The sequence below is a fragment of the Mycoplasmopsis synoviae ATCC 25204 genome (genome assembly GCF_000969765.1).
Lineage (GTDB): Bacteria > Bacillota_I > Bacilli_A > Mycoplasmatales > Metamycoplasmataceae > Mycoplasmopsis > Mycoplasmopsis synoviae.
In genome coordinates, this window is record NZ_CP011096.1 from 418,472 (window position 1) to 437,515 (window position 19,044).

Genomic DNA, 19,044 nt, shown 5'->3' on the forward strand with positions numbered 1-19,044 from the left:
GCCTATTTATTTGAAAAATATTTAAATAAATTAAAACTAAATCATCTTTTATTTAAATTAGGTTTTATATTAGTTGTAACGGTTTGATTTTCTACTTTTAATTCGCTTGAATTTATAATGCTAGAATTTAAAATAGCTTGATTTAGCAGAAATTTTTCAAAGCTATTTTCTTGATTTAAATTAAAAATAGATTCAACGCTATAACTAGTTTTTTGAGCTTTTAGCAGCGTAGCCATGATGTTGGCTAGATGCACATTTTCAGAAGATATTTCTAGATTTTCTATTGGCAGATAGCTAAGTTCATCGACTAGATTTTTTGCTAAATCGCTAAGATTATTTTTTAAAAAAGTTAAATCACTAGAATTTAAATCTAAGTTTAAATTGTTATTTAAAAATTTTAATTGTTGGCTTTTTGTTTTTAAATTAACTTCGCTAGAAAGCTTTGAAAATAAGTTTTTATGTCTTATAACATGGTTTTTATTTCTTAAAACTATTTCGCTACTATTTTGATTTAATTTAAGTAAAAAATAATTTTGCTTTTTGCTTTTTTGACCAGCTTTATAGCTAGCTAAAAGGCTTTCTTTGTAAAATACAAAATTATTATCAAAAGATAAAAACTCTAATATTTTTTTGTATTTGTTGTAAAAGACTTGATCCTCACATATTGCTACGCTAAAAAATATGTTAATGGTTTCAAAATCTGTATTTTTTGGAAAATTATCGTAAGATTTTTCAACTTGAAACAGCGAATCTTCTTGGCTATGTCCTAGTGTTACATAAGAAAATATATTAGCTTTCCCCACATAGTTAATTTTATTTTCTTCTAAAAATGCATATATTTTTTTGTCTACTAAATCTAGGATGTTTTCACTACTAAATTCTTGGTATGAATTTAATACTTCTCTTTTAGATAAAGATACTTGAAATTTTTTTGAATTTAAATTTTGACCAAAAAATGAAGAATCAAAAACTACAAAATTAATTTTTTGATTTTCTTCAGCTTTAATTTCACTAACTTTTTGTGACATTTTTGCTAAATTATTATGCATTTCTTGCCCATATAAGTTATACATATAATTAGCAATATTAGAATAATTTAAATTATCTATATATATTGATTCTGATAAAGAAACTTTATCAGAATGTATTTCTCATAGAAATAGTTTTTTCATTTTTAGTCCTTTATTTTAGTTAGTATTCTAAGCTTTGCGCTTTTTGATCTTGAATTTAAATTCAGCTCTTGCTTTGACGGATAAATTCTTCTAGTGGCAAAGAATTTATCCTCTTGAATTGGCATCTTAGAAGGAAGTTTTGGCTTTGTTAATTCTTGAAAATAATTTTTAACGATTTTATCTTCTAAAGAATGAAAGCTAATAATTAATAACGATGCATTTACTTTTAATAAGTCTTCAATACTGCTAAGCATTTGATGAATTGAATCTAGCTCGTTATTAACTTCAATTCTTATGGCTTGAAAAACATTTTTAGCTGGGTTTTTTAGCTTTAAAAGTTTTTGAGGCGTAACGCTTTTAATTAAATTTGCTAGCTCTAAGGTAGTATTTATTGGCCTAGCTTCAATAATTTTAGAAGCTATGTATTTATAATTTTTAACTTCACCATAGGTTTTTAATATATATTCAAGTTTTTCAACTGGATATAAATTAACAACATCATAAGCTGATAGCTTTTGACTTTGGTCCATTCTCATATCTAATGTGCTATTTTTTAGATATGAAAATCCTCTTTCAGCATTATCTATTTGCGGTGATGAAATTCCTAAATCAGCTAAAATCCCATCTACTTTATAAATTCCAAGATTTGATAGTTCTTCTTTAAAATCTTTAAAATCGCTTTTAATGATTTCAAAGTTATTAGCCACTTCACTTAATGTTTTAGAAGCGTTTTTAATAGCAAAGTCATCTTTATCGAAGGCTATTAATTTTCCTTTAGGAATTCTTTTTAGAATTTCTTTGGAATGCCCTCCCATTCCTAAAGTTAAATCTATATAAACTCCATTTTCTTTTAAAGTTAGGTTATCTAAAACTTCATTTAGCAGCACAGGAATGTGATTATTTTTCATTGTAGGCCTGTTCTACTAGTTTTTCTAGTCCAACTGGAGTTACTTTTTCATTTAATGCTTCAAATTTTGATTTCGATCAAATTTCAACGTAGTCTTTAGCACCTACGAAATATATTTCTTTTCCTAGCTCTTCTCCTGCAAAAATTCATTGCATGATTCTAGCTGGAATTGTAATTCTTCCTTGTTTATCAAGAGTTATCTCAAAAGTATTTGAGTTTATTTGACGCTTAATTTGACGAATTTTTGCGTCAAATGGATTTTTTTGATCTAAGAAGGCTGAAAATTTTTCAAATTCTTTTTCACTTCTTAAATCTGCTTGCCCATCGAAACCGATTGTTAGATACAGAGGCTCTACAAGCTTGCTTTTAAAAGCAGGAGGCAGGGCTATTCTGTTTTTTTCATCTAAATTTCTAAGTTGTTGTCCGAACACCATTTCCTCCCACTTATAAACAAATTTTACCACATAAATATTTTTTGTATCATAATTTTTAAAATTTTTTTCAAAATAAAAATAAAAAAACCAGAAACAAAAGTTTCTAGTTTTCAGCAATGGTAAATTTTATAAGTTAAAGCTAATTATAGCCACTATAATGGTAATAATTAGCGAAAGAAGTGCGATAAAAACAAATGGGAAATTACTTGTTTTTACTTTAGGTTTTTTAGCCTCTTTTTGCTGGTTTAAATATTTATAAGCTTGTTTTTCTTCGTATGAAAGCTTTTTGCTTTTATATTCTTGGCGAAGCTTTTTGGTATTTTCATGGTTTTTCTTAAAAAAAGTAAATAAATTTTTTAAAAAACCAAATCTAAATATTAGTATTAAAAGCAAAACGGCCGTAAATATAACGCTAACGGTAGTAAATACATCTATTAATGAATTTTTTTGCTTTAGCGAAAATTCATTAATTAAAAGAAAAAATCCAAGTGCTAGCGCGTAGCAGATTAAATACGTTAAAAAAACTAAAATAAAATATTTTGATTTTATTTCTCTTTTTAAATAAAGGCTAAGTTTTTTTCACATTTTTAAGTTTTTTACTTCATTTATTTATTTGTGATTCTGTTCCAAATAAATAGTGATTATCTTCAACTTCTTTTAAAAATGTAGCATTAGGGAATTTTTGTTCCTCTAAGTATTTAGTATCAAATGATATTTCTTGAAATTTTTCATTAGCATTTGATATTTTAGGAATAGATTGAAATAAAGTATTGGTATATGGATGCAGCGGAGACGTATAAACTTTTTCGGTTTTTCCGCTTTCTACAATTTTCCCAAGGTGCATTATTTGCACTTTATCGGCAATATATTCAACCATTGATAAATCGTGGGCAATAAAAATTATTCCGATATTTTTCTTTTTACATAAATCTTTTAAAAGATTAACTATTTGGGCTTGAATTGAAATATCTAAAGATGCGATAGGCTCATCGGCTACTATTATTTTAGGATTAATAATTAAAGCACGAGCGATTACTATTCTTTGAAGCTGCCCGCCTGAAAATTCATGTGGATATCTATAAGCGAATTGTTTTAATAATCCTACGTCTTCTAGTGCTTTATAAATTGTTGATTTAATGTAAAGCGCTCTAATTTTAAGTACTTTATATGGATATAAAAGTCAATTTAACGCTTCTAGATAAGGATGTTTTTTGATAAATACATCAAGCTTTGAAATTCCAAGAAGAAGGTTTATATTATCGATATCTATATTTAGATATTTTTGCTCTAAGTTAAAGGCTTTAGATGATTTTAGTCTTTCTTTAACTAAAGACTCTTGAGCGCTAAGTTCTACTTTTGCGTTTTTAAGACTTCTAGCTTCGCTTGGGGTTTTATTTTTTTTAGTTTCAAGTGGTAAAATTCTTTGTTTTTTGTATAACTCTACGTATTTTGCATTTAACTCTTTAAATTTAGAGTCTAGGTCTTTTTCTACTTTTTTAAGCGAATCACTAAGAGAGTCTTGGTGTTTGATTTTTTCTTTAATTCTTTGAATTTTTAATTCAAATTTTTCAATGTATTTAGCAAGTTCTTTGTCAAAGTTTTGTTGAGCTTCTTCGTAGTTTTTCTTTGCTTTTGCAAGTTTTTCTGGATTTTTATCAGGTTTTAAAAAGAAGTTTTTAAAAGTTTTTTTAAGGCTTGATTTAAAAGTTTTTACGTTTTGTGCAAAGTCTTTATCGATTTGCTTTTTATTTTTTTGTGAATTATTTAAATACTCATCTAAACTAAATTTGAAGTTTTCTTTAAATTTTTCATTTGTTCATGATGAAGAATCGCTAAATTTAGAAACAAAATAAGTAGTTGCATAATTTAAAAGATTGTCTCTAAAAGTTTTACCAGTTTCAAAGTCAAAATACATTAACTTAGCGTAATTGCTTTTAACTAATTTATATAAGAATTTATAAACTTGGTTTAAGTGAATATAAAAGTCATATTCTTTTAAATTAGCACTTGACAGCGCTGAGTTTTTAGCAAGCTTTGCTTCGTTTTTGACCTCTGATAAAAGTGAATCAAGTATGCTTTTTCCAATTGCTTTAGTTTCTTTTTTGTTATTAAAAGAATCTTTAAATTCTTTAAAAGTATTTTTGAATGTATCTAAAGAAGCAAAGTAAGCTTTATTTTTTCTATTTAGTTTTTTTTCTTTATTGTAATTATCTAGCGCTAGCTTTAGCCTAGTTTTATCGGTATCCATTTTATCTTCTTCGAAGGCTTTAACTTTTTCTTCAAATTTTTCAATTAATTGATTTGAAAGTGAATATAAGTTATTAATAAGCTCTGAATAGATTTTATTTTTTTCTTCAAGATAAGCAACAAATGAGTTATATAAATCTTCTAAATTTAAATCTTCATCGGTTAGCTCTTGAAATTTATTACTTCATTTTGTATAAAACGGTTCAAAAAGTGAATTAATTAAAGCTTTATCTTCTAGTTCTAGTTTTTTAGCTAGTTCTAAAAAAGTATAAAAGTAATTCTTTTTTACTTGTTTTCAAGATTTTAAAACTCTTTTAACTTTTTCTTGGATAACGCCATTAACTACTAGCGGCTCTTTTAAAATACTATAAACGTTATTTTGCCCGTTAACTGATGCCATTGGATCTTGAAAGATCATTTGCATGTTTCTACGCATGTGTTTAAGACGTTTTTTAGAGATTTTATTTCCGGAAATAATTTTTGAATCTAGGGTAACAAAACCATTATAGTTTTCGTAAAACCTTGTTATGGTTCTAGCTACGGAAGTTTTTCCTGAACCAGATTCACCGATTAGTCCTACTATTTCACCTTCAGATACACTAAAAGAAACGTTATCAACAGCTTTATTGACTGAGTTTTTATTTAGAAAATATTTTTTTAAATTTGAAATCTCAAGAATTTTTTTACTATTTTCTTGTGTTTTGGCTTTCATTTTTAAATACCTTTCTAAAATTTTTAAGTCTGGCTGCTAATTCTTTTGAAAGTTCTACTTTTGGTGAATCAGGGTGAAGTAGTCATGATGCAGCATAATGAGTTTTAGTAACTTCAAATAAAGGCGGTTCTTTTAAGAAATCTATTTCTAAAGCATATTCATTGCGAGGCGCAAATGCATCTCCAACCGGAAGATTAGACATATCTGGTGGAGTTCCTTTTATTGAATATAGCCTTTGCTCTTTATTTTCAGGAATTGCAGAAATAAGCGCTCATGTATATGGATGTTTTGGATCGGTAAAAATTTCTTCTTTAAGTCCTTTTTCAACAATTTTTCCAGCGTACATTACATAGATATAATCGCAGACTTTAGCAATAACTGAAATGTTATGAGAAATTAAAATTATAGAAATTTTCATTTCACGACATATATCTTCAAATAGTTTTAAAACCGATGCTTGAACGGTAGGATCTAACGCAGTAGTTGGCTCGTCGGCTACTATAAGTAGAGGCTTTAAAGCTACTACCATAGTGATTACTATTCTTTGTTTCATTCCTCCTGAAAGAAGATGTGGATACATTTCAAATACTTGCTCAGCATTTCTAATTCCAAATTTTTTCAGAAGACCTATTAGATACTCTTTTTTTTCTGCAAGCGGTTTTGTTTTTCATTCGCTATTTTGATTTAGAGAATCAAGAAGTTGCTTACCGATTTTACGAGTAGGATTAAGTGAAGTTAGAGGATCTTGTGGGATGTAACCGATTTTTTGTCCTCTAATTTTTACTCACTTGCTTTCTTTGTTTAGATCAAGTAAATTAATATCATCAATTCAAAGCTCTTTAGCGCTCATGAAAGCGTTTTCGTTAATTGAAAGAAGAGCTTTTGAAGTAACAGATTTTCCTGAACCAGATTCACCTACTAGTCCTACTATTTCACCAGGGTAGATATCTAAATCAACACCTCTAACGATGTTTAAGAAATTTTTCTTTTTAAGTTTAAAACTTACTTTTAAATTTCTAGCTTTAAGAAGTTGTTTTTTAGTGTTCATAACTATTTCCCACGAATTACTTTAGGATCAAGTGAATCGTGAACTCCTAACGCTATAAATTGTAGTGATAGTGAAATACTTAAAAGAATTCCGACTGGTAGAACTAAAATTCAAATATTTGTACCAGCTTCTGATGGCGCACTTGAAAGTATTGAACCAAGATTAGCGGTATTTCCCTTGAAAAATCCTAGGAATGCTAAAGCTGATACAGATAAAATAATTGAAGGAATAGAAGCTACGAAGCTATTTGCTATTTTTCCTACAATTGCAGGAAGAGCGTGTCTTAAAATAAGTCTTATTTTAGAAGCCCCTACTAATCTTGAAGCTTGGATAAAATCTGAATCTTTAACGGTTATTATATATAGCCTAGTAATTCCAACGCTACCTGGTCATCCTACTACTATTAAAGTAATAGCTAAAGTTAGATCAGAAGTTCCAAATATAGATGAGGCTATTAAAAGTCAAATAAGTGTTGGTGGAGAAGTAATAATACTTATTATTCTCATAGCAATAGTATCTAAAAGTGATCCAGCATGAAAACCTAAATAAGCTCCAATAAATACACCAATCATTGTTTGGATGAAAGACACTATAACTGCAAGTCTAATTGCATTTCATGTTCCAACTCATGATGAAGTTCAAACATCAACACCAGCAGAATTAGTTCCTAAATAAGTGCTTAAATTAATTTGTGGATTTAGTCTTTTAATTTCTTCGATGTAGCTTAATACTTGATCTTGAGTTAAATCTTTTGCAATTAAGCCTCTTTGTTGAGATTGAGCCAAAATAATGCTAATTGAATCTGCTTTATAAAAGCTATAAGCATTTACATATAAATTTCCATCTTCTAAGCGAACAGAGGTATTGTCAGGATTAAATACAGTTTTATAAACAAGACCATGGAAATATGAATCACTATTTCAAAGAGTTACAGAATTATTATAAACTTGCTGACTAATCCCAGAAGAACCTAATGTAAGGTTTACAAATGGGTTAAACACAGGAGGCAGCGATGCAGTTCTATTAGATGTTCCGATTTGAGTTTTTCCATCTAGTAAAGTATAAGTAAGTCCTGATGTGTTATTAATTGAAGTACTAGAAGAATATTTTGAAGTTAGCGATATTACTATTGAAAATATTAAAACCGCTAAAAATACAACTAAAGCTAGTGAAAAAAATCAGGTAGAAAAATATCTTTTTAAAATTTCATTAAGAAGTTTTTTAGGTTTTCCAGCAGCGTTATTAAACTGAAGGTTAGCCTTAGGAACATGTCTTACTAATGAATTTTGAAGCATTTTTTCATTAAGATTGTATTTTTTATTAAATTCTTTTGATGATAATTTCACATGTTCCTTTCTTAATTTTTAGCTTGTGCAAACTTTTTTTCTTTATTTCTAACAAGATATTGTTTGAATAAAAATAATAATGATGTAGAAGAACTATAGTATCTAATTCTTGGGTCTAAAAAGACAAAAGAAATATCAACTATAATGGTGGTAAATACTGAAAGAGTAGTAAAAAATACAGTACTAAACATTATGATGTTAATCTCTCCATTAGGGAAGGCGTTAACTATAACGTTACTTACTCCTGGAACTCTTCAGTAGGTTTCGATTACAACTCCTCCTGATAATAGTCCAATATATGATGGAATAAGTGTAGCTGCTAAAGGAATTGAAATATTTCTTAAAACGTATTTAAAAAATATCTGTCTTTGATTTAATCCTTTAGATTTTGCAATTAAAACATAATTTGATGTTAAAACGGTAACAACTTGGTTTCTAACGAAAGTGATGTAACCAGCTAGCGAACCTATAACAACAACAAATATTGGAGAAGCTCATGATGCAATAGTATTTGAAAGTCCGTTTATTTCGATATCTCTTGGAAGTAAAAACAGTGGCGGAGTTCCAAATACAGATAGTAGCACCAATATAACTACAGAAGCTGTAACAAAAATAGGTAGTGCTACAAAAAATTGCGAAAGCAGGTTAACTATTCAATCGAAGAATTTTCCTCTTTTATATCCTGCGATTATCCCTAAGAAAATTCCTAAACTAGCGCTTATTAAAAAACTAGGAAGAGTAATTATTAAAGAATATGGAAGAAATCTAAAGAAATAAGCAGGAATTGTTTTAACATCAGCATTAGATAAAATATTCTGATTAAAAACAAATCCAAAAGGTTGATTTGAATCAAAAACACTTTTCACTCAATAACCAAATCTAACAAAAACACTCTCTTTTTTATCTATTCATGCAAGAGGTTCAAATCTTGAAAATTCAGTATCTGGCTTAATTAAATAAGTGTCTTTTGATCTTTGAAAAACACTTTCAGCTTGTTCGGCCTTAAAACCTGAATTTTCCCATTCTTTAACAAATGGATTTTCCGCAAAATAAGCCACTAAGAAAAAAACAATAATTGCGATTGCAAATATTGTAAAAATAGCTAATAAAACTCTTTGAGTTAAATATTTAATCATTTTTTAAATTATTTTAATGCTTCTTTTTTGATTAAAAAGTCAGCGTTGTTTCCTTTTATAGATCAACCGTTTTTAAATGTTGCATTTTCAACGCCTCTACCGTATAAATTAGGTACAAATGCAAATTCTGTTGGTAATCCTGATTCTGGAGCTGTAAATCTTTGTGCAACTGGGAAAAGCGCGAAAGCAGGAATTGTTCCTAGTAAAGTGGTTAATTCTACTCCTAATTTAGTAAGTTCTTCCATGGTTAAAGTTCTACCTTCACTTAATCAGAAAAGTGAACTTAAAACTTCGAAAGTAAGATCAGGAGATTTAGCTGATGGTTTTACTAAATAATCTCTTGCGATTCCTAAGTATTTTTGAGGTAATTTTAAGTATTCTGTTAATACTTGTTTATGTGTAACTGTATCTGAAGTTTCTAGGAATAAATCGTCAAAACCTTCTTTAGCTCTTGCTTCATTTAGAGATTTTTGTTCGTAATTTTTATCTTTTTTAACTCTAAATACGATTTTGTTATCTGTTAAGTATTTTAAGAAATCTTCTGATACCTTAACAAGCATAGGGAATGATTTTTGCATTCTTGTTTTGTATTGATCATCTGCTACTAAATTAAATAACATAGAATCAACACCTAAACGTGATGTTGTGAAACCATTTAGTCCTGAAGTAACACCATCATAGTCATAGATTCATCCTATATGTTCTGCTAAACTATTTGGATTTGAATATCAATTTGAAACATATTGAGGGTTTGGACTTCTGTTCATGAAATATCAAGTCTTGGATCTAATTCGTTTAATACTTTCTTTAAATCAGGTATTCTATTTTTAACTAAAGCGGTTCAAGCTCTAGGTTCTGGAATTGTTATTTTAACTTTTTGCTCTAATGTAGGATTATCTTGGAAGAAAGCGTCAAGAAGTTTTTTCATTTCGCCTTTTAATTGATCGAAAACAACACTTTTTAATCTTTGATCAGTTGTAAGTGAAAATTGAATAGAATCAAGAGGTCCTAAATATGTATTATCTTCAGAAAATCCTTTTCTATTTTGAGGTAGATTTGTAAAATTAACTTTGTTACCATCTTTGTCAACAACAAATATTGAGTTATTTTTGTAGTATTCGTTTCTTACAGTTTTTGGATGTTGTAAATCAGCATCTTTTCCGTCTAATCTAGCATCCATTCCATATGTTGCTATTCAAGGTAAGCTTGCTGTATTTCAAGCTGTATTAACTCATTCGTTTCAGTTAACTGAAGCTTGTAAAATACTTCTAAATGAGTTAGAGTAATTTGATGTTGAGTTTTTAACTAGGTTAACTGCGTCTCCGCCTTTTACTTCTACATTAGTTACGTTGTATAAAAGTTTAGAAGCAGTTTCGTTTGCTCATGGGTTTACACCAGAAGAATCATTTGAAAATTTAGTTGGATTTAAATTTCATCAAGTAGTTGTAACTAAAGTTAAAGGATTATAGTTAAGTAAATAGCTTAAGTTATATCTGTCTAAATTTCTTAGAATATTACTTTGTTGATTTGATTGTAAAGAATGTCAACTTGTTGATGATAAATATCCTGCAGTTAGTTCGTTATATGAGTTGTCACTATAAACTTGAGGATCTAAAGGATTGTTTTGGTATTTAACTACAAAGTAATTAAATGTTTGTGGGTTATTAACTCATGACTGATCATAGTAGTTTTTATTTTTTATAGTTATATATTGGTTTGAAGTAGAATCGAATCCTTCTGGTAAATATTGACCTAAGAACAATGTGTTTTTTGATTCGTATCCATATCAGTATTGACCAGTTTTGTAAACAAGAGAATCTTTATTTAATTTATCGTATTCAGATTTAAAAGCTTGATATTTATCAGCTGTAAGAGGTGTAAATAATTTTTCGTCACTTGAATGATCTTCTATATATTTAGTAGGAATTGGTTGTAAATCATAACTTTGATTTAAATATTGGAAAAATGTTAAAAAATCTGTTGCATCTTTTTTTGATGTCGCATTTTCTTCAGAATCTTTTTCATATAAGTTTAAATATTGATTACCATCTGAATCAGTTGTAAGAAAACTTTCTTCGTCTAGAATTTTATTTGCATCTATATTGTAAAGATCTCATAGATATCTATTAACATCATTACTTAAATGTTCGTTGAAAGAATTTATACTACCAGCAGTTGCTGTATTAAATGTACCAAATATAGCCTTATCAAGTGCAGAACTTCCACCATTTCTATATCTATAAGTTGTATTTACATCTAAAAATGTATGTTGATAACCTAAAAAGAAATCTTTAGCTTGCAATTTGTAAGCATTTCCATTTTTATCTTTTGCGATTTCACCTTTATTATCAACATAGCTTATGTCGGTGTTAACTTGGATTTTTAAGTGAACAGCATTTTTTAAAGCTTTTTCAAATTCTGGTGAGTTAACTGATCTAACATCATCTGAAAGTAAGTGAACATATCCTTGTTGTTCTCTTTCATCATCTCTTGCTGAATTATAAACGTTGTAATCATCTTTATCAAAAACTTTGTCAACTTTTTGTCCGTCTTCAAATACTGTAACTATAAATTTCTTAGCACTTCCTAATTTATATGCGAATGTACCAAAGCTTGAACGTTTTACACTTCTTGTAAAAGTATTGTTTTCTCCGCGTACAACTTTTGTTTCAAAGGTAGGAGATGAAAAAACTCTAACTTCTAATGGTTTTAGCTTTTTAGATGATGCATCAGAGTCAAGAACACCAAATCCATTTACTCCTGTAGTTAAGAAAGCAACAGGTGTATATACACTATTAGAGCTTGCTGTATAAGCTTTTTGTCTTATTGTTATAGTTTGGTTATCTTTTACATCACTTGATAATGATAATCTACTCACTGTAGAATTTTCTGAATCGCTTCTACCACATGAAACTAAAGCAAGTGTAGGAAGAGTTGAAACAGCTACTAAAGGTATTATTAATTTTTTAGTTAATCTTTTCATGATTATTTTCCTTTTAAATTGTTTTTTTGTTTGATTATTTTTTAAAGATTGAATTACCTAATTTAATTCATTTTTGAATTAAAGAATCGATAAAATCAAATCCGTTTTTGTAAAATTCTTCGCTGTAGAGATTTAGGCCTACTTTTTGAAGAATTTCTAATGGGAAATCACTTCCTCCCATTGATAGAAAGTTTTCAATGTAATTTTTAATTACACTTGATTTGCCTTTTTTATATTGAAGATAAAAATTAATTCCAACTAGTTGTCCAATTGCATATTTATATACGTAAAAGTAGTAATAAAAATGAGGGACAGTTACGCTACTGATATTTAATTTTTCATCTTTTTTAGGCTTAGATTTACTCATTGAATATTTAATTAGGTTTTGATAGTAAATTTCTGATAAATATTCAAAGGAATTAACAGCAACTCCGCTTTCGATTTTTGAATATAAATCAAATTCGTAGTTAGCTCACATTGTTTGTTTTATTACAGTGCCGATAAAGTTATCGATAAATTTTTGGAGTAAATAAAATTTTTCTTTTTTGCTTTTTGAGTTTTCATATAAATAGTCAAAGAGCATTAATTCATTGTAAATTGAGGCAATTTCTGCCAAAATAATTGGATAAGATGCGTTAAAGATATTTTGCTTTTTATCACTATAGTATGAATGCATTGAATGCCCAAGTTCGTGAACCAGTGTAAAAACTGAATCAAGACTATAGTTATAATTCATTAAAATATATTTTTTATCTAAACCAAAGCTAGCTCCAATTGAATAAGCTCCTGTAATTTTATTTTTACAAGGCATGTAGTCAATTCATTTTTCTCTAAAAGCTTCTTTGATTTTTTCTGTGTATTCTTTACCAAATGGCTTCAGCGAGCTTAGAGCTAATTTTTGAGCCTCTTCTATTGAGTATTTATTTTTAAGTTTAAGCAGCTCTCTTTGGCTGTCTCATGGCTGCATTTTAGAGTTAAACTTAGCTAAATAAAACTTTTTAAGATTTTGCTTGTATTTAACAAAGCTGCCTTTAGTAGCTTTTTGAGTTTTTTCAAATAAAAGCTCTAATAGTTTTTCATCTACTTTATCTTCTGATAAAAGCATTGAAATGGTGTTCTTATAATTTCTCGTTTTAGCTTCAACTGTAATAGCTTTAAAATGATCAAATAAAATAAGCGCTAAAGATTCTTTATGCTTTAGATAGCCTTTAAGATATTTGTGATATACATCTTTTCTTAAAGCGCTATCGTTAGATTTTAATAATTCATTTTTATTTGCAGTATTTAACACATGTTTTTTATGCTTAGAGTCCAAAGCTGGCTCAAAGACAACTTCACTATCAGTAATAGTGGTAAAAATTGATTCTAAAGAAATAGTTCCATGTGATGACTTTACAATATATTCTTCAACCTCATCGTGAAGTTTATATTTAAAGCTTTCTAGCAGCACATCAAGCGAATGTCTATAAAAACTTAATTTAGGATCTAAATATCATTTCTTTAGCTTTGCTTTGTGTTTGTAAAGACGGTTATATTCGCTTCCAAATTCACTTTCTAATTTTTTGCTTAAAAAATCAAATTCATTAGCTGCTTTTTTAATTTCTTCTGAAACTAAATTTGCATTTAAATTATTAGAAATATAATTGGAAATCTTATTAGTTACAATTAAAAGTTTTTCTAAAGTCTTTAAATCCTCAATAAACGCTTCAAGGTTTTCAAATTTTAGATCTTTAGCTTTAATTCTGCGACTAAAAAGCTTTTGATAGTCATCAATGTGCTTTCGCAGGCTTTTGCCATCTAAAATAGAATCTAAATCCCATTTGTATTTTTTAGGAATTGAACTTCTATTTTCAAACCTTTTAGTTTTCACTATTTCTCCTATGTGTAAATGCAAATATGCTTTTTTAAAATCAAAAATTTACAAGATTTACAAATTATAGCAAAAACAAAGATTTTTTAATTTTTATAAAAATAATAAAAAACGCTCTTTTTTGTTACAAAAAGCGTCTTTTATAAATTTATTTAATCGCGAAATTAGTTAAATTAATTATTCTTCTACAACTGTAGCTACTTCTTCTTGGTCTTTAGAGCTTTGATCTTTAGTAGCATTTGCTTGTTGAGCGAAGTTTGCAAAGTTTTTCATCATATTTTCTACTTCTTCTAACTTAGCTTTTAAAGTAGGAATATCTTTTTTATCGATTAAATTTTGCAATTCTTTGATTAGCTTTTCTGATTCTTCTTTGGTTTTAGCGTCAGCTTTATCGCCTTGAGCTTCAAGCGCTTTTTTGACTTGGTCAATTAATGACTCTGCTCTAACGATGGTTTCAGCTTCTTCTTTTCTTTTAGCATCAGCTTCTTTATTGGCTTCTGCGTCTTTGATGAATTTTTGAATTTCTTCTTCTGAAAGTTTTGAAGAATTTTCTATAGTAATGGTTTGCTCTTTTTGAGTTTTCATGTCTTTCGCTGAAACTTTAGTAATACCATTAACGTCAATTGAAAATGTAACTTCAATTTGAGGAACTCCTCTAGGAGCGGCTTCTATTCCTGTTAGATTAAATCTTCCTAGCATTTTATTATCGCTTGCCATTTGTCTTTCACCTTGAATTACGCTAATTGTAACTTCGGTTTGGTTGTCGGCTGCGGTAGAAAACACTTGAGATTTAGTTGCAGGAATGGTTGTGTTTCTTGGAATTAAAGGAGTAGCTACTCCTCCAAGAGTTTCAATTCCTAAAGTAAGCGGAGTTACATCTAGCAGTAATATATCGTCGATATGTCCGGCTAGCACTCCTCCTTGGATAGCAGCTCCTATAGATACAACTTCGTCAGGGTTAATTGAACGGTTAGGTTCTTTTCCTAAAGTTCTTTTAACCATATCTTGCACCGCTGGCATTCTAGTAGATCCACCTACTAAAAGCACTTCGTGAATGTCATTAGCACTTAGTTTTGCTTCTTTAAGAGCGTCTTCGATAGGTTTTCTGGTTCTATCTAATAAATGTGAAGTCATTGCTTCAAATTCACTTCTTTTTAGAGAAAGCTCAACGTTGATTGGCCCATTAGCTGACATTGCTAAAAATGGAATATTAATTTGCACAACTGATTGATTTGATAGATCAATTTTAGCTTTTTCAGCGTTTTCTTTTAAACGAGCTAAAGCGTATTTATCTTTAGATACATCGTAGCTGTATTTTGTATTTATTTCTTTAGTTAATCATTTAACTATTTCGTTATCTCAATCATCTCCACCAAGGTGATTATCTCCAGAAGTTGAAAGCACTTCGAAAGTTCCATCTTCTAAATCTAGAACAGAAACGTCAAAAGTTCCTCCTCCTAAATCGTAAACTAGCACTTTCATTGCTTTATTTTTATCTAGTCCAAATGCAAGCGCTGCTGCGGTAGGCTCGTTTATTATTCTTAAAACTTCTAGTCCTGCAATTCTACCGGCATTTTTGGTTGCTTCTCTTTCAGCGTTATCAAAATATGCTGGTACAGTAATAACTGCTTTAGATACTTTTTGTCCTAGTTTTTTTTCAGCATAGTCTTTCATATATGAAAGAATCATTGCTGAAATTTCTTCTGGTTTATATTCTTTATTATTAGCTTTAACGGTTTTATTGGTTCCCATTAATCTTTTAATAGAAATAATTGTATCTGGGTTGGTTTCAACTTGACGCTTTGCAGCATCTCCTACAATTATTTCTCCGTTTTTAAAAGCCACAACTGAAGGAGTTGTTCTTTTTCCGTTTGGGTTTTCTAAAACGGTTGGGTTTTTACCTTCTACGATAGAAACAACTGAGTTTGTTGTTCCTAAGTCAATTCCTAATACTATTTCTTTTGCCATACTTTATTTATCCTTTTTTCAAAAATTTTTTATTTCTTAACGATAAGAATTATAACACAAATTTAGCAGTTAAGTATATTATTTGCTAAATTTTTTAAAACTTATTTTTTATTCTTAACAACAACTACTTGCGCTGGAGTTATAAGCCTGTTATTTAGGCTTATTCCTAGCCTAGCCACTCTTAAAATTGTTTCGTTTTCTTTTGATGCATCTTCTTGAGTATCAATTATTTGCATTCAATTTGCATCAAATTTTGAATTTAATTCAGGATCAATTATATTTGCTGAATTTCTCTCTAAAGCGTCGATGAATTGTTTTTTAACAATATCAAATCCATAGCAGTAATTTTTAACAATTTCATTATCTGAATTTTTACCGGCATTAGTTGCCATTACAAAATTATTAAATGGATCCATTAAAGCATCTAAGAATTTTTGAAGCACAAATTTTTTGCTATCTTCAAATTGAGATTCTAAATGCTTAGTTTTTTCTTCTAATGCGCTTTGAAGTTTTTCACTTAGCGAAGCTTCTAGTTCTTTGACTTTATTTTTAAAAGTCATTTGCTCGGTTATATTTTTGTATTGCTCCATGGCTAAGTTTTGTTCTAGCTTTGCAATTTTTTCAGTTAATTCTTTAAGCTTTTCTTCGTTTTTACAAGTTTTTTTAGCTTCTTCAGGCTGCTTATCTTTAGATTCAACTTTGAAGTTACTAAATTCAAATTTTAAGCTTTGATTTTGCAAGCTATCATCTTCTAAATTAGCGCCATTAGGCTTAACTAAAATGTAGAAATCTTTTTTTAAGCCAAATTTTTTTAAATGGTTAATTAATAAATTGTCAAAGCCTTTTAAAAATTCATCTTTTCCAATTTCTAGTTTTATATCTTTTGAATATTTTTCTAGGAGATTATCACTTGCATAACATTTTAAAGATGAAGTTACAACATCACCATTTTTTAGGTTAAATTTATGTCTTTTAAGAATGTTTTCTTTCATTTTTATCCTTTTCTTTCTCGTTTATATTATTGGTTATTATTTTAGTTAGTAGCATAATTCCAGATTTAATTGAATTAGAATCACTTTCATTGGGAGCTACTACTGAAATTTCAGTTAAATTATTATTTTCGTCAATTCTTTTTGAAAAAAATGCCCCCTTAGAATTAATAGAAATTCTAATTTCTTCAAAGTCATTGGAATTTTTCTCTAAAGCATCTCAGATTGAATTTTTTTCTAAGATATTTAATATTTCATTAACATCTTCTCTAGCTATTTTTCTAGAAAGAATAATATTTTCTCTTCCATAGATTTGGCTTTTAATTCCAATTCCAAGTATGCTTTTTACATAAGATTCAATAACGTCTTCGTATTGAATTATTTTTTCAGCTAATATGTCTTTAAGTAGCAGTATCCTTTTTTCTAAATCGATGAGTTTGCAGTCTATTAAATTATCTTGGAAGATATTCATGGCTATTTTTAAATCGCTAATTTTAATAGTTTTATTTTCAGGAATATCAATTTTTCTTGATAAAACTTCGCCGTTAGACACCACCAAAATAATAGTTGCAAGGCTCTCGCTAACTTCAAATAAATTTATAGATTTAAGTATTAAATTCGGATCTTTAAATTTAGTAACAAAGGTAGCTCCGGTAAGGCTCGCTAATTCTTTGGTGACTTCTTCTATTGTGCTATAGATATTATCTTTACGATTTAGAAAGATTTTTTCTAAATTATTAATAAGTTTTAAATCAAATGCATTTGATAAAAACTTTGCATAATATTCAAGACCTTTATTAGTTGGCTTTCTACCGCTAGATTTAGTTTCTTTAACAAGCAGGCCTTCATCTTCTAAAGCCGTCATTAAATACCTAACTTTAGCTGGAGAGAATTTTATGCCATAGTTTTTAACAAGAAGCGCAGAAGAAATTTCATTTTTTTGAGTTAAATATGCCCCAACTACTGCTTTTAGAATTTCTTCATGTTGCTTTTTTAGCTGTTTCATGCCTATAATAATAGCAAAAAAATAAAAAAAATTAGCAAATAAATAAAGTTATTGCTAAATTTAAGTTTTTAAGTATTATTAAGCTTTATTTTGTGATCCAAATTCGTGAATTTTTTCTTTTACGGTTTTTTGCATTGCATCAAAACCTGGTTTATATAATTTTCTTGGATCAAAATTTTTTCCTTCAAGGTCTTTATTTGAAAGAATAAATTCTCTTAAAGCTTTATGATTTGCTTGTTGGAGTTCGGTGTTTACGTTAATTTTAGTAACTCCTAGAGATATAGCTTTTTGAATTTGTTTTTGAGGGATACCACTACCACCATGAAGAACAATTCCAATTTTAGCGCTTGATACTATTTCTTTTAATTTGTCAAAATCAAGAGATTTTCAATTTTCTGGATATGGCCCGTGAACATTTCCGATTCCGGCTGCAAGAACGTCAATTCCTAGCTCTGCCATTTGTTTTGCTTCACCAGCATCGGCTAGCTCTCCTGAACCGATAATTCCATCTTCTTCACCACCGATGGTTCCAACCTCGGCTTCAAATGAACAATTAGCAGTTTTAGCTAGCTCTAATAATTCTTTGGTTTTTTCGTAGTTTTCTGCAAATTTATAATGGCTTCCATCAAACATAACAGATGAATATCCATCGGTTTCTAGAGCTTTTTTCACTCCTTCATATGATCCATGATCTAAATGAAGCGCTACTGGAATGCTAATATTTAAATCATTTACTAGCCCTTTAACCATATTAGCTACGGTTTTAAATCCACCCATGTATTTAACTGCACCTTCGCTGGTTGCTAAAATTAATGGCGAATTTACTTCTTGAGCTGCAAGAAGCACAGCTTTAGCTCATTCTAAATTGTTAATATTAATATGTGGAACCGCGTATCTACCTTCTTTGGCTTTAATAAGCATTTCCTTTGCGTTTGTTAATGGCATTTTACTCCTAGTTTTTAATTTTGTATGTTGAACTTTTTCAAGTTTCATCTTGCAAGTGTTTAAAGTGACGATCAACGGTTAGAATTCTATATAATTCACCCATTTTTCTAACTCTTACGTCATTGTAGCTATTTTTTTCATCTACAAATTTTGTGGCTCAAACTTCTGCGAGTTCACTTTCAACTCTTTGAAAGATTTCTTCAAAAGTAAAGTGTCTGGTAGTATCTTTTGAAATTACTTCGATTGCAATTTCTAACATTGTTCTCATGATATCTCCTTTC

16 protein-coding genes are annotated in these 19,044 nt (G+C 28.8%); all 16 read right to left on the bottom strand.

Annotation, left to right across the window (positions count from 1 at the left end; translation table 4 throughout):
• Positions 1-2: 2 nt before the first annotated feature.
• Positions 3-1,172 carry a hypothetical protein gene (locus tag VY93_RS01855; RefSeq protein WP_020003191.1) on the bottom strand — a complete coding sequence of 390 codons (1,170 nt, stop codon included), beginning with the start codon at positions 1,170-1,172 and terminating at the stop codon, positions 3-5.
• A 2-nt stretch (positions 1,173-1,174) separates the two neighbouring features.
• Positions 1,175-2,080: a 16S rRNA (cytosine(1402)-N(4))-methyltransferase RsmH gene (gene rsmH / locus VY93_RS01860; protein WP_020003192.1), complete on the bottom strand. Its 906-nt coding sequence runs from the start codon at positions 2,078-2,080 to the stop codon at positions 1,175-1,177.
• Entirely contained in the window at positions 2,070-2,513 is a 444-nt protein-coding gene (locus tag VY93_RS01865) for a division/cell wall cluster transcriptional repressor MraZ (protein WP_026365202.1), read from the bottom strand. The genes rsmH and VY93_RS01865 overlap by 11 nt, the downstream gene beginning before the upstream one ends.
• A 126-nt stretch (positions 2,514-2,639) precedes the next feature.
• On the bottom strand, positions 2,640-3,098 hold the full coding sequence (locus tag VY93_RS01870) for a DUF3899 domain-containing protein (RefSeq protein ID WP_020003194.1): 459 nt from the start codon (positions 3,096-3,098) through the stop codon (positions 2,640-2,642).
• The gene (locus tag VY93_RS01875; RefSeq protein WP_020003195.1) at positions 3,082-5,472 is read right to left on the bottom strand and encodes an ATP-binding cassette domain-containing protein; all 2,391 of its coding nucleotides are present in this window, start codon (positions 5,470-5,472) and stop codon (positions 3,082-3,084) included. Before VY93_RS01875 ends, VY93_RS01870 begins: the two co-directional genes overlap by 17 nt.
• On the bottom strand, positions 5,447-6,520 hold the full coding sequence (locus VY93_RS01880) for an ABC transporter ATP-binding protein (RefSeq protein WP_026365203.1): 1,074 nt from the start codon (positions 6,518-6,520) through the stop codon (positions 5,447-5,449). Before VY93_RS01880 ends, VY93_RS01875 begins: the two co-directional genes overlap by 26 nt.
• A 2-nt stretch (positions 6,521-6,522) precedes the next feature.
• Positions 6,523-7,866 (bottom strand): ABC transporter permease, encoded by a 1,344-nt coding sequence (locus VY93_RS01885; protein WP_011283490.1) that lies wholly within the window; start codon positions 7,864-7,866, stop codon positions 6,523-6,525.
• Between the two features lie 11 nt (positions 7,867-7,877).
• Positions 7,878-9,002, bottom strand: a complete 1,125-nt coding sequence (locus VY93_RS01890) for an ABC transporter permease (RefSeq protein ID WP_020003196.1) — start codon at positions 9,000-9,002, stop codon at positions 7,878-7,880.
• A gap of 8 nt (positions 9,003-9,010) precedes the next feature.
• A complete protein-coding gene (locus VY93_RS01895; RefSeq protein ID WP_020003197.1) occupies positions 9,011-9,769 on the bottom strand; it encodes a hypothetical protein in 759 nt (252 codons plus the stop codon).
• Positions 9,709-11,985 (bottom strand): OppA family ABC transporter substrate-binding lipoprotein, encoded by a 2,277-nt coding sequence (locus VY93_RS01900; protein ID WP_020003198.1) that lies wholly within the window; start codon positions 11,983-11,985, stop codon positions 9,709-9,711. The genes VY93_RS01895 and VY93_RS01900 overlap by 61 nt, the downstream gene beginning before the upstream one ends.
• Before the next feature lie 34 nt (positions 11,986-12,019).
• On the bottom strand, positions 12,020-13,855 hold the full coding sequence (gene pepF / locus VY93_RS01905) for an oligoendopeptidase F (protein ID WP_020003199.1): 1,836 nt from the start codon (positions 13,853-13,855) through the stop codon (positions 12,020-12,022).
• A gap of 177 nt (positions 13,856-14,032) precedes the next feature.
• On the bottom strand, positions 14,033-15,823 hold the full coding sequence (dnaK, locus tag VY93_RS01910; protein ID WP_020003200.1) for a molecular chaperone DnaK: 1,791 nt from the start codon (positions 15,821-15,823) through the stop codon (positions 14,033-14,035).
• A 101-nt stretch (positions 15,824-15,924) separates the two neighbouring features.
• Positions 15,925-16,815 carry a nucleotide exchange factor GrpE gene (gene grpE / locus VY93_RS01915; RefSeq protein WP_020003201.1) on the bottom strand — a complete coding sequence of 297 codons (891 nt, stop codon included), beginning with the start codon at positions 16,813-16,815 and terminating at the stop codon, positions 15,925-15,927.
• Complete coding sequence (locus VY93_RS01920) at positions 16,796-17,818, bottom strand: heat-inducible transcriptional repressor HrcA (protein WP_020003202.1); 1,023 nt, start codon at positions 17,816-17,818, stop codon at positions 16,796-16,798. The genes grpE and VY93_RS01920 overlap by 20 nt, the downstream gene beginning before the upstream one ends.
• Before the next feature lie 78 nt (positions 17,819-17,896).
• Positions 17,897-18,763: a class II fructose-1,6-bisphosphate aldolase gene (gene fba, locus VY93_RS01925; protein WP_020003203.1), complete on the bottom strand. Its 867-nt coding sequence runs from the start codon at positions 18,761-18,763 to the stop codon at positions 17,897-17,899.
• A 7-nt stretch (positions 18,764-18,770) separates the two neighbouring features.
• Positions 18,771-19,022 (bottom strand): DNA-directed RNA polymerase subunit delta, encoded by a 252-nt coding sequence (gene rpoE / locus VY93_RS01930; RefSeq protein ID WP_258454389.1) that lies wholly within the window; start codon positions 19,020-19,022, stop codon positions 18,771-18,773.
• Between the last annotated feature and the right edge of the window lie 22 nt (positions 19,023-19,044).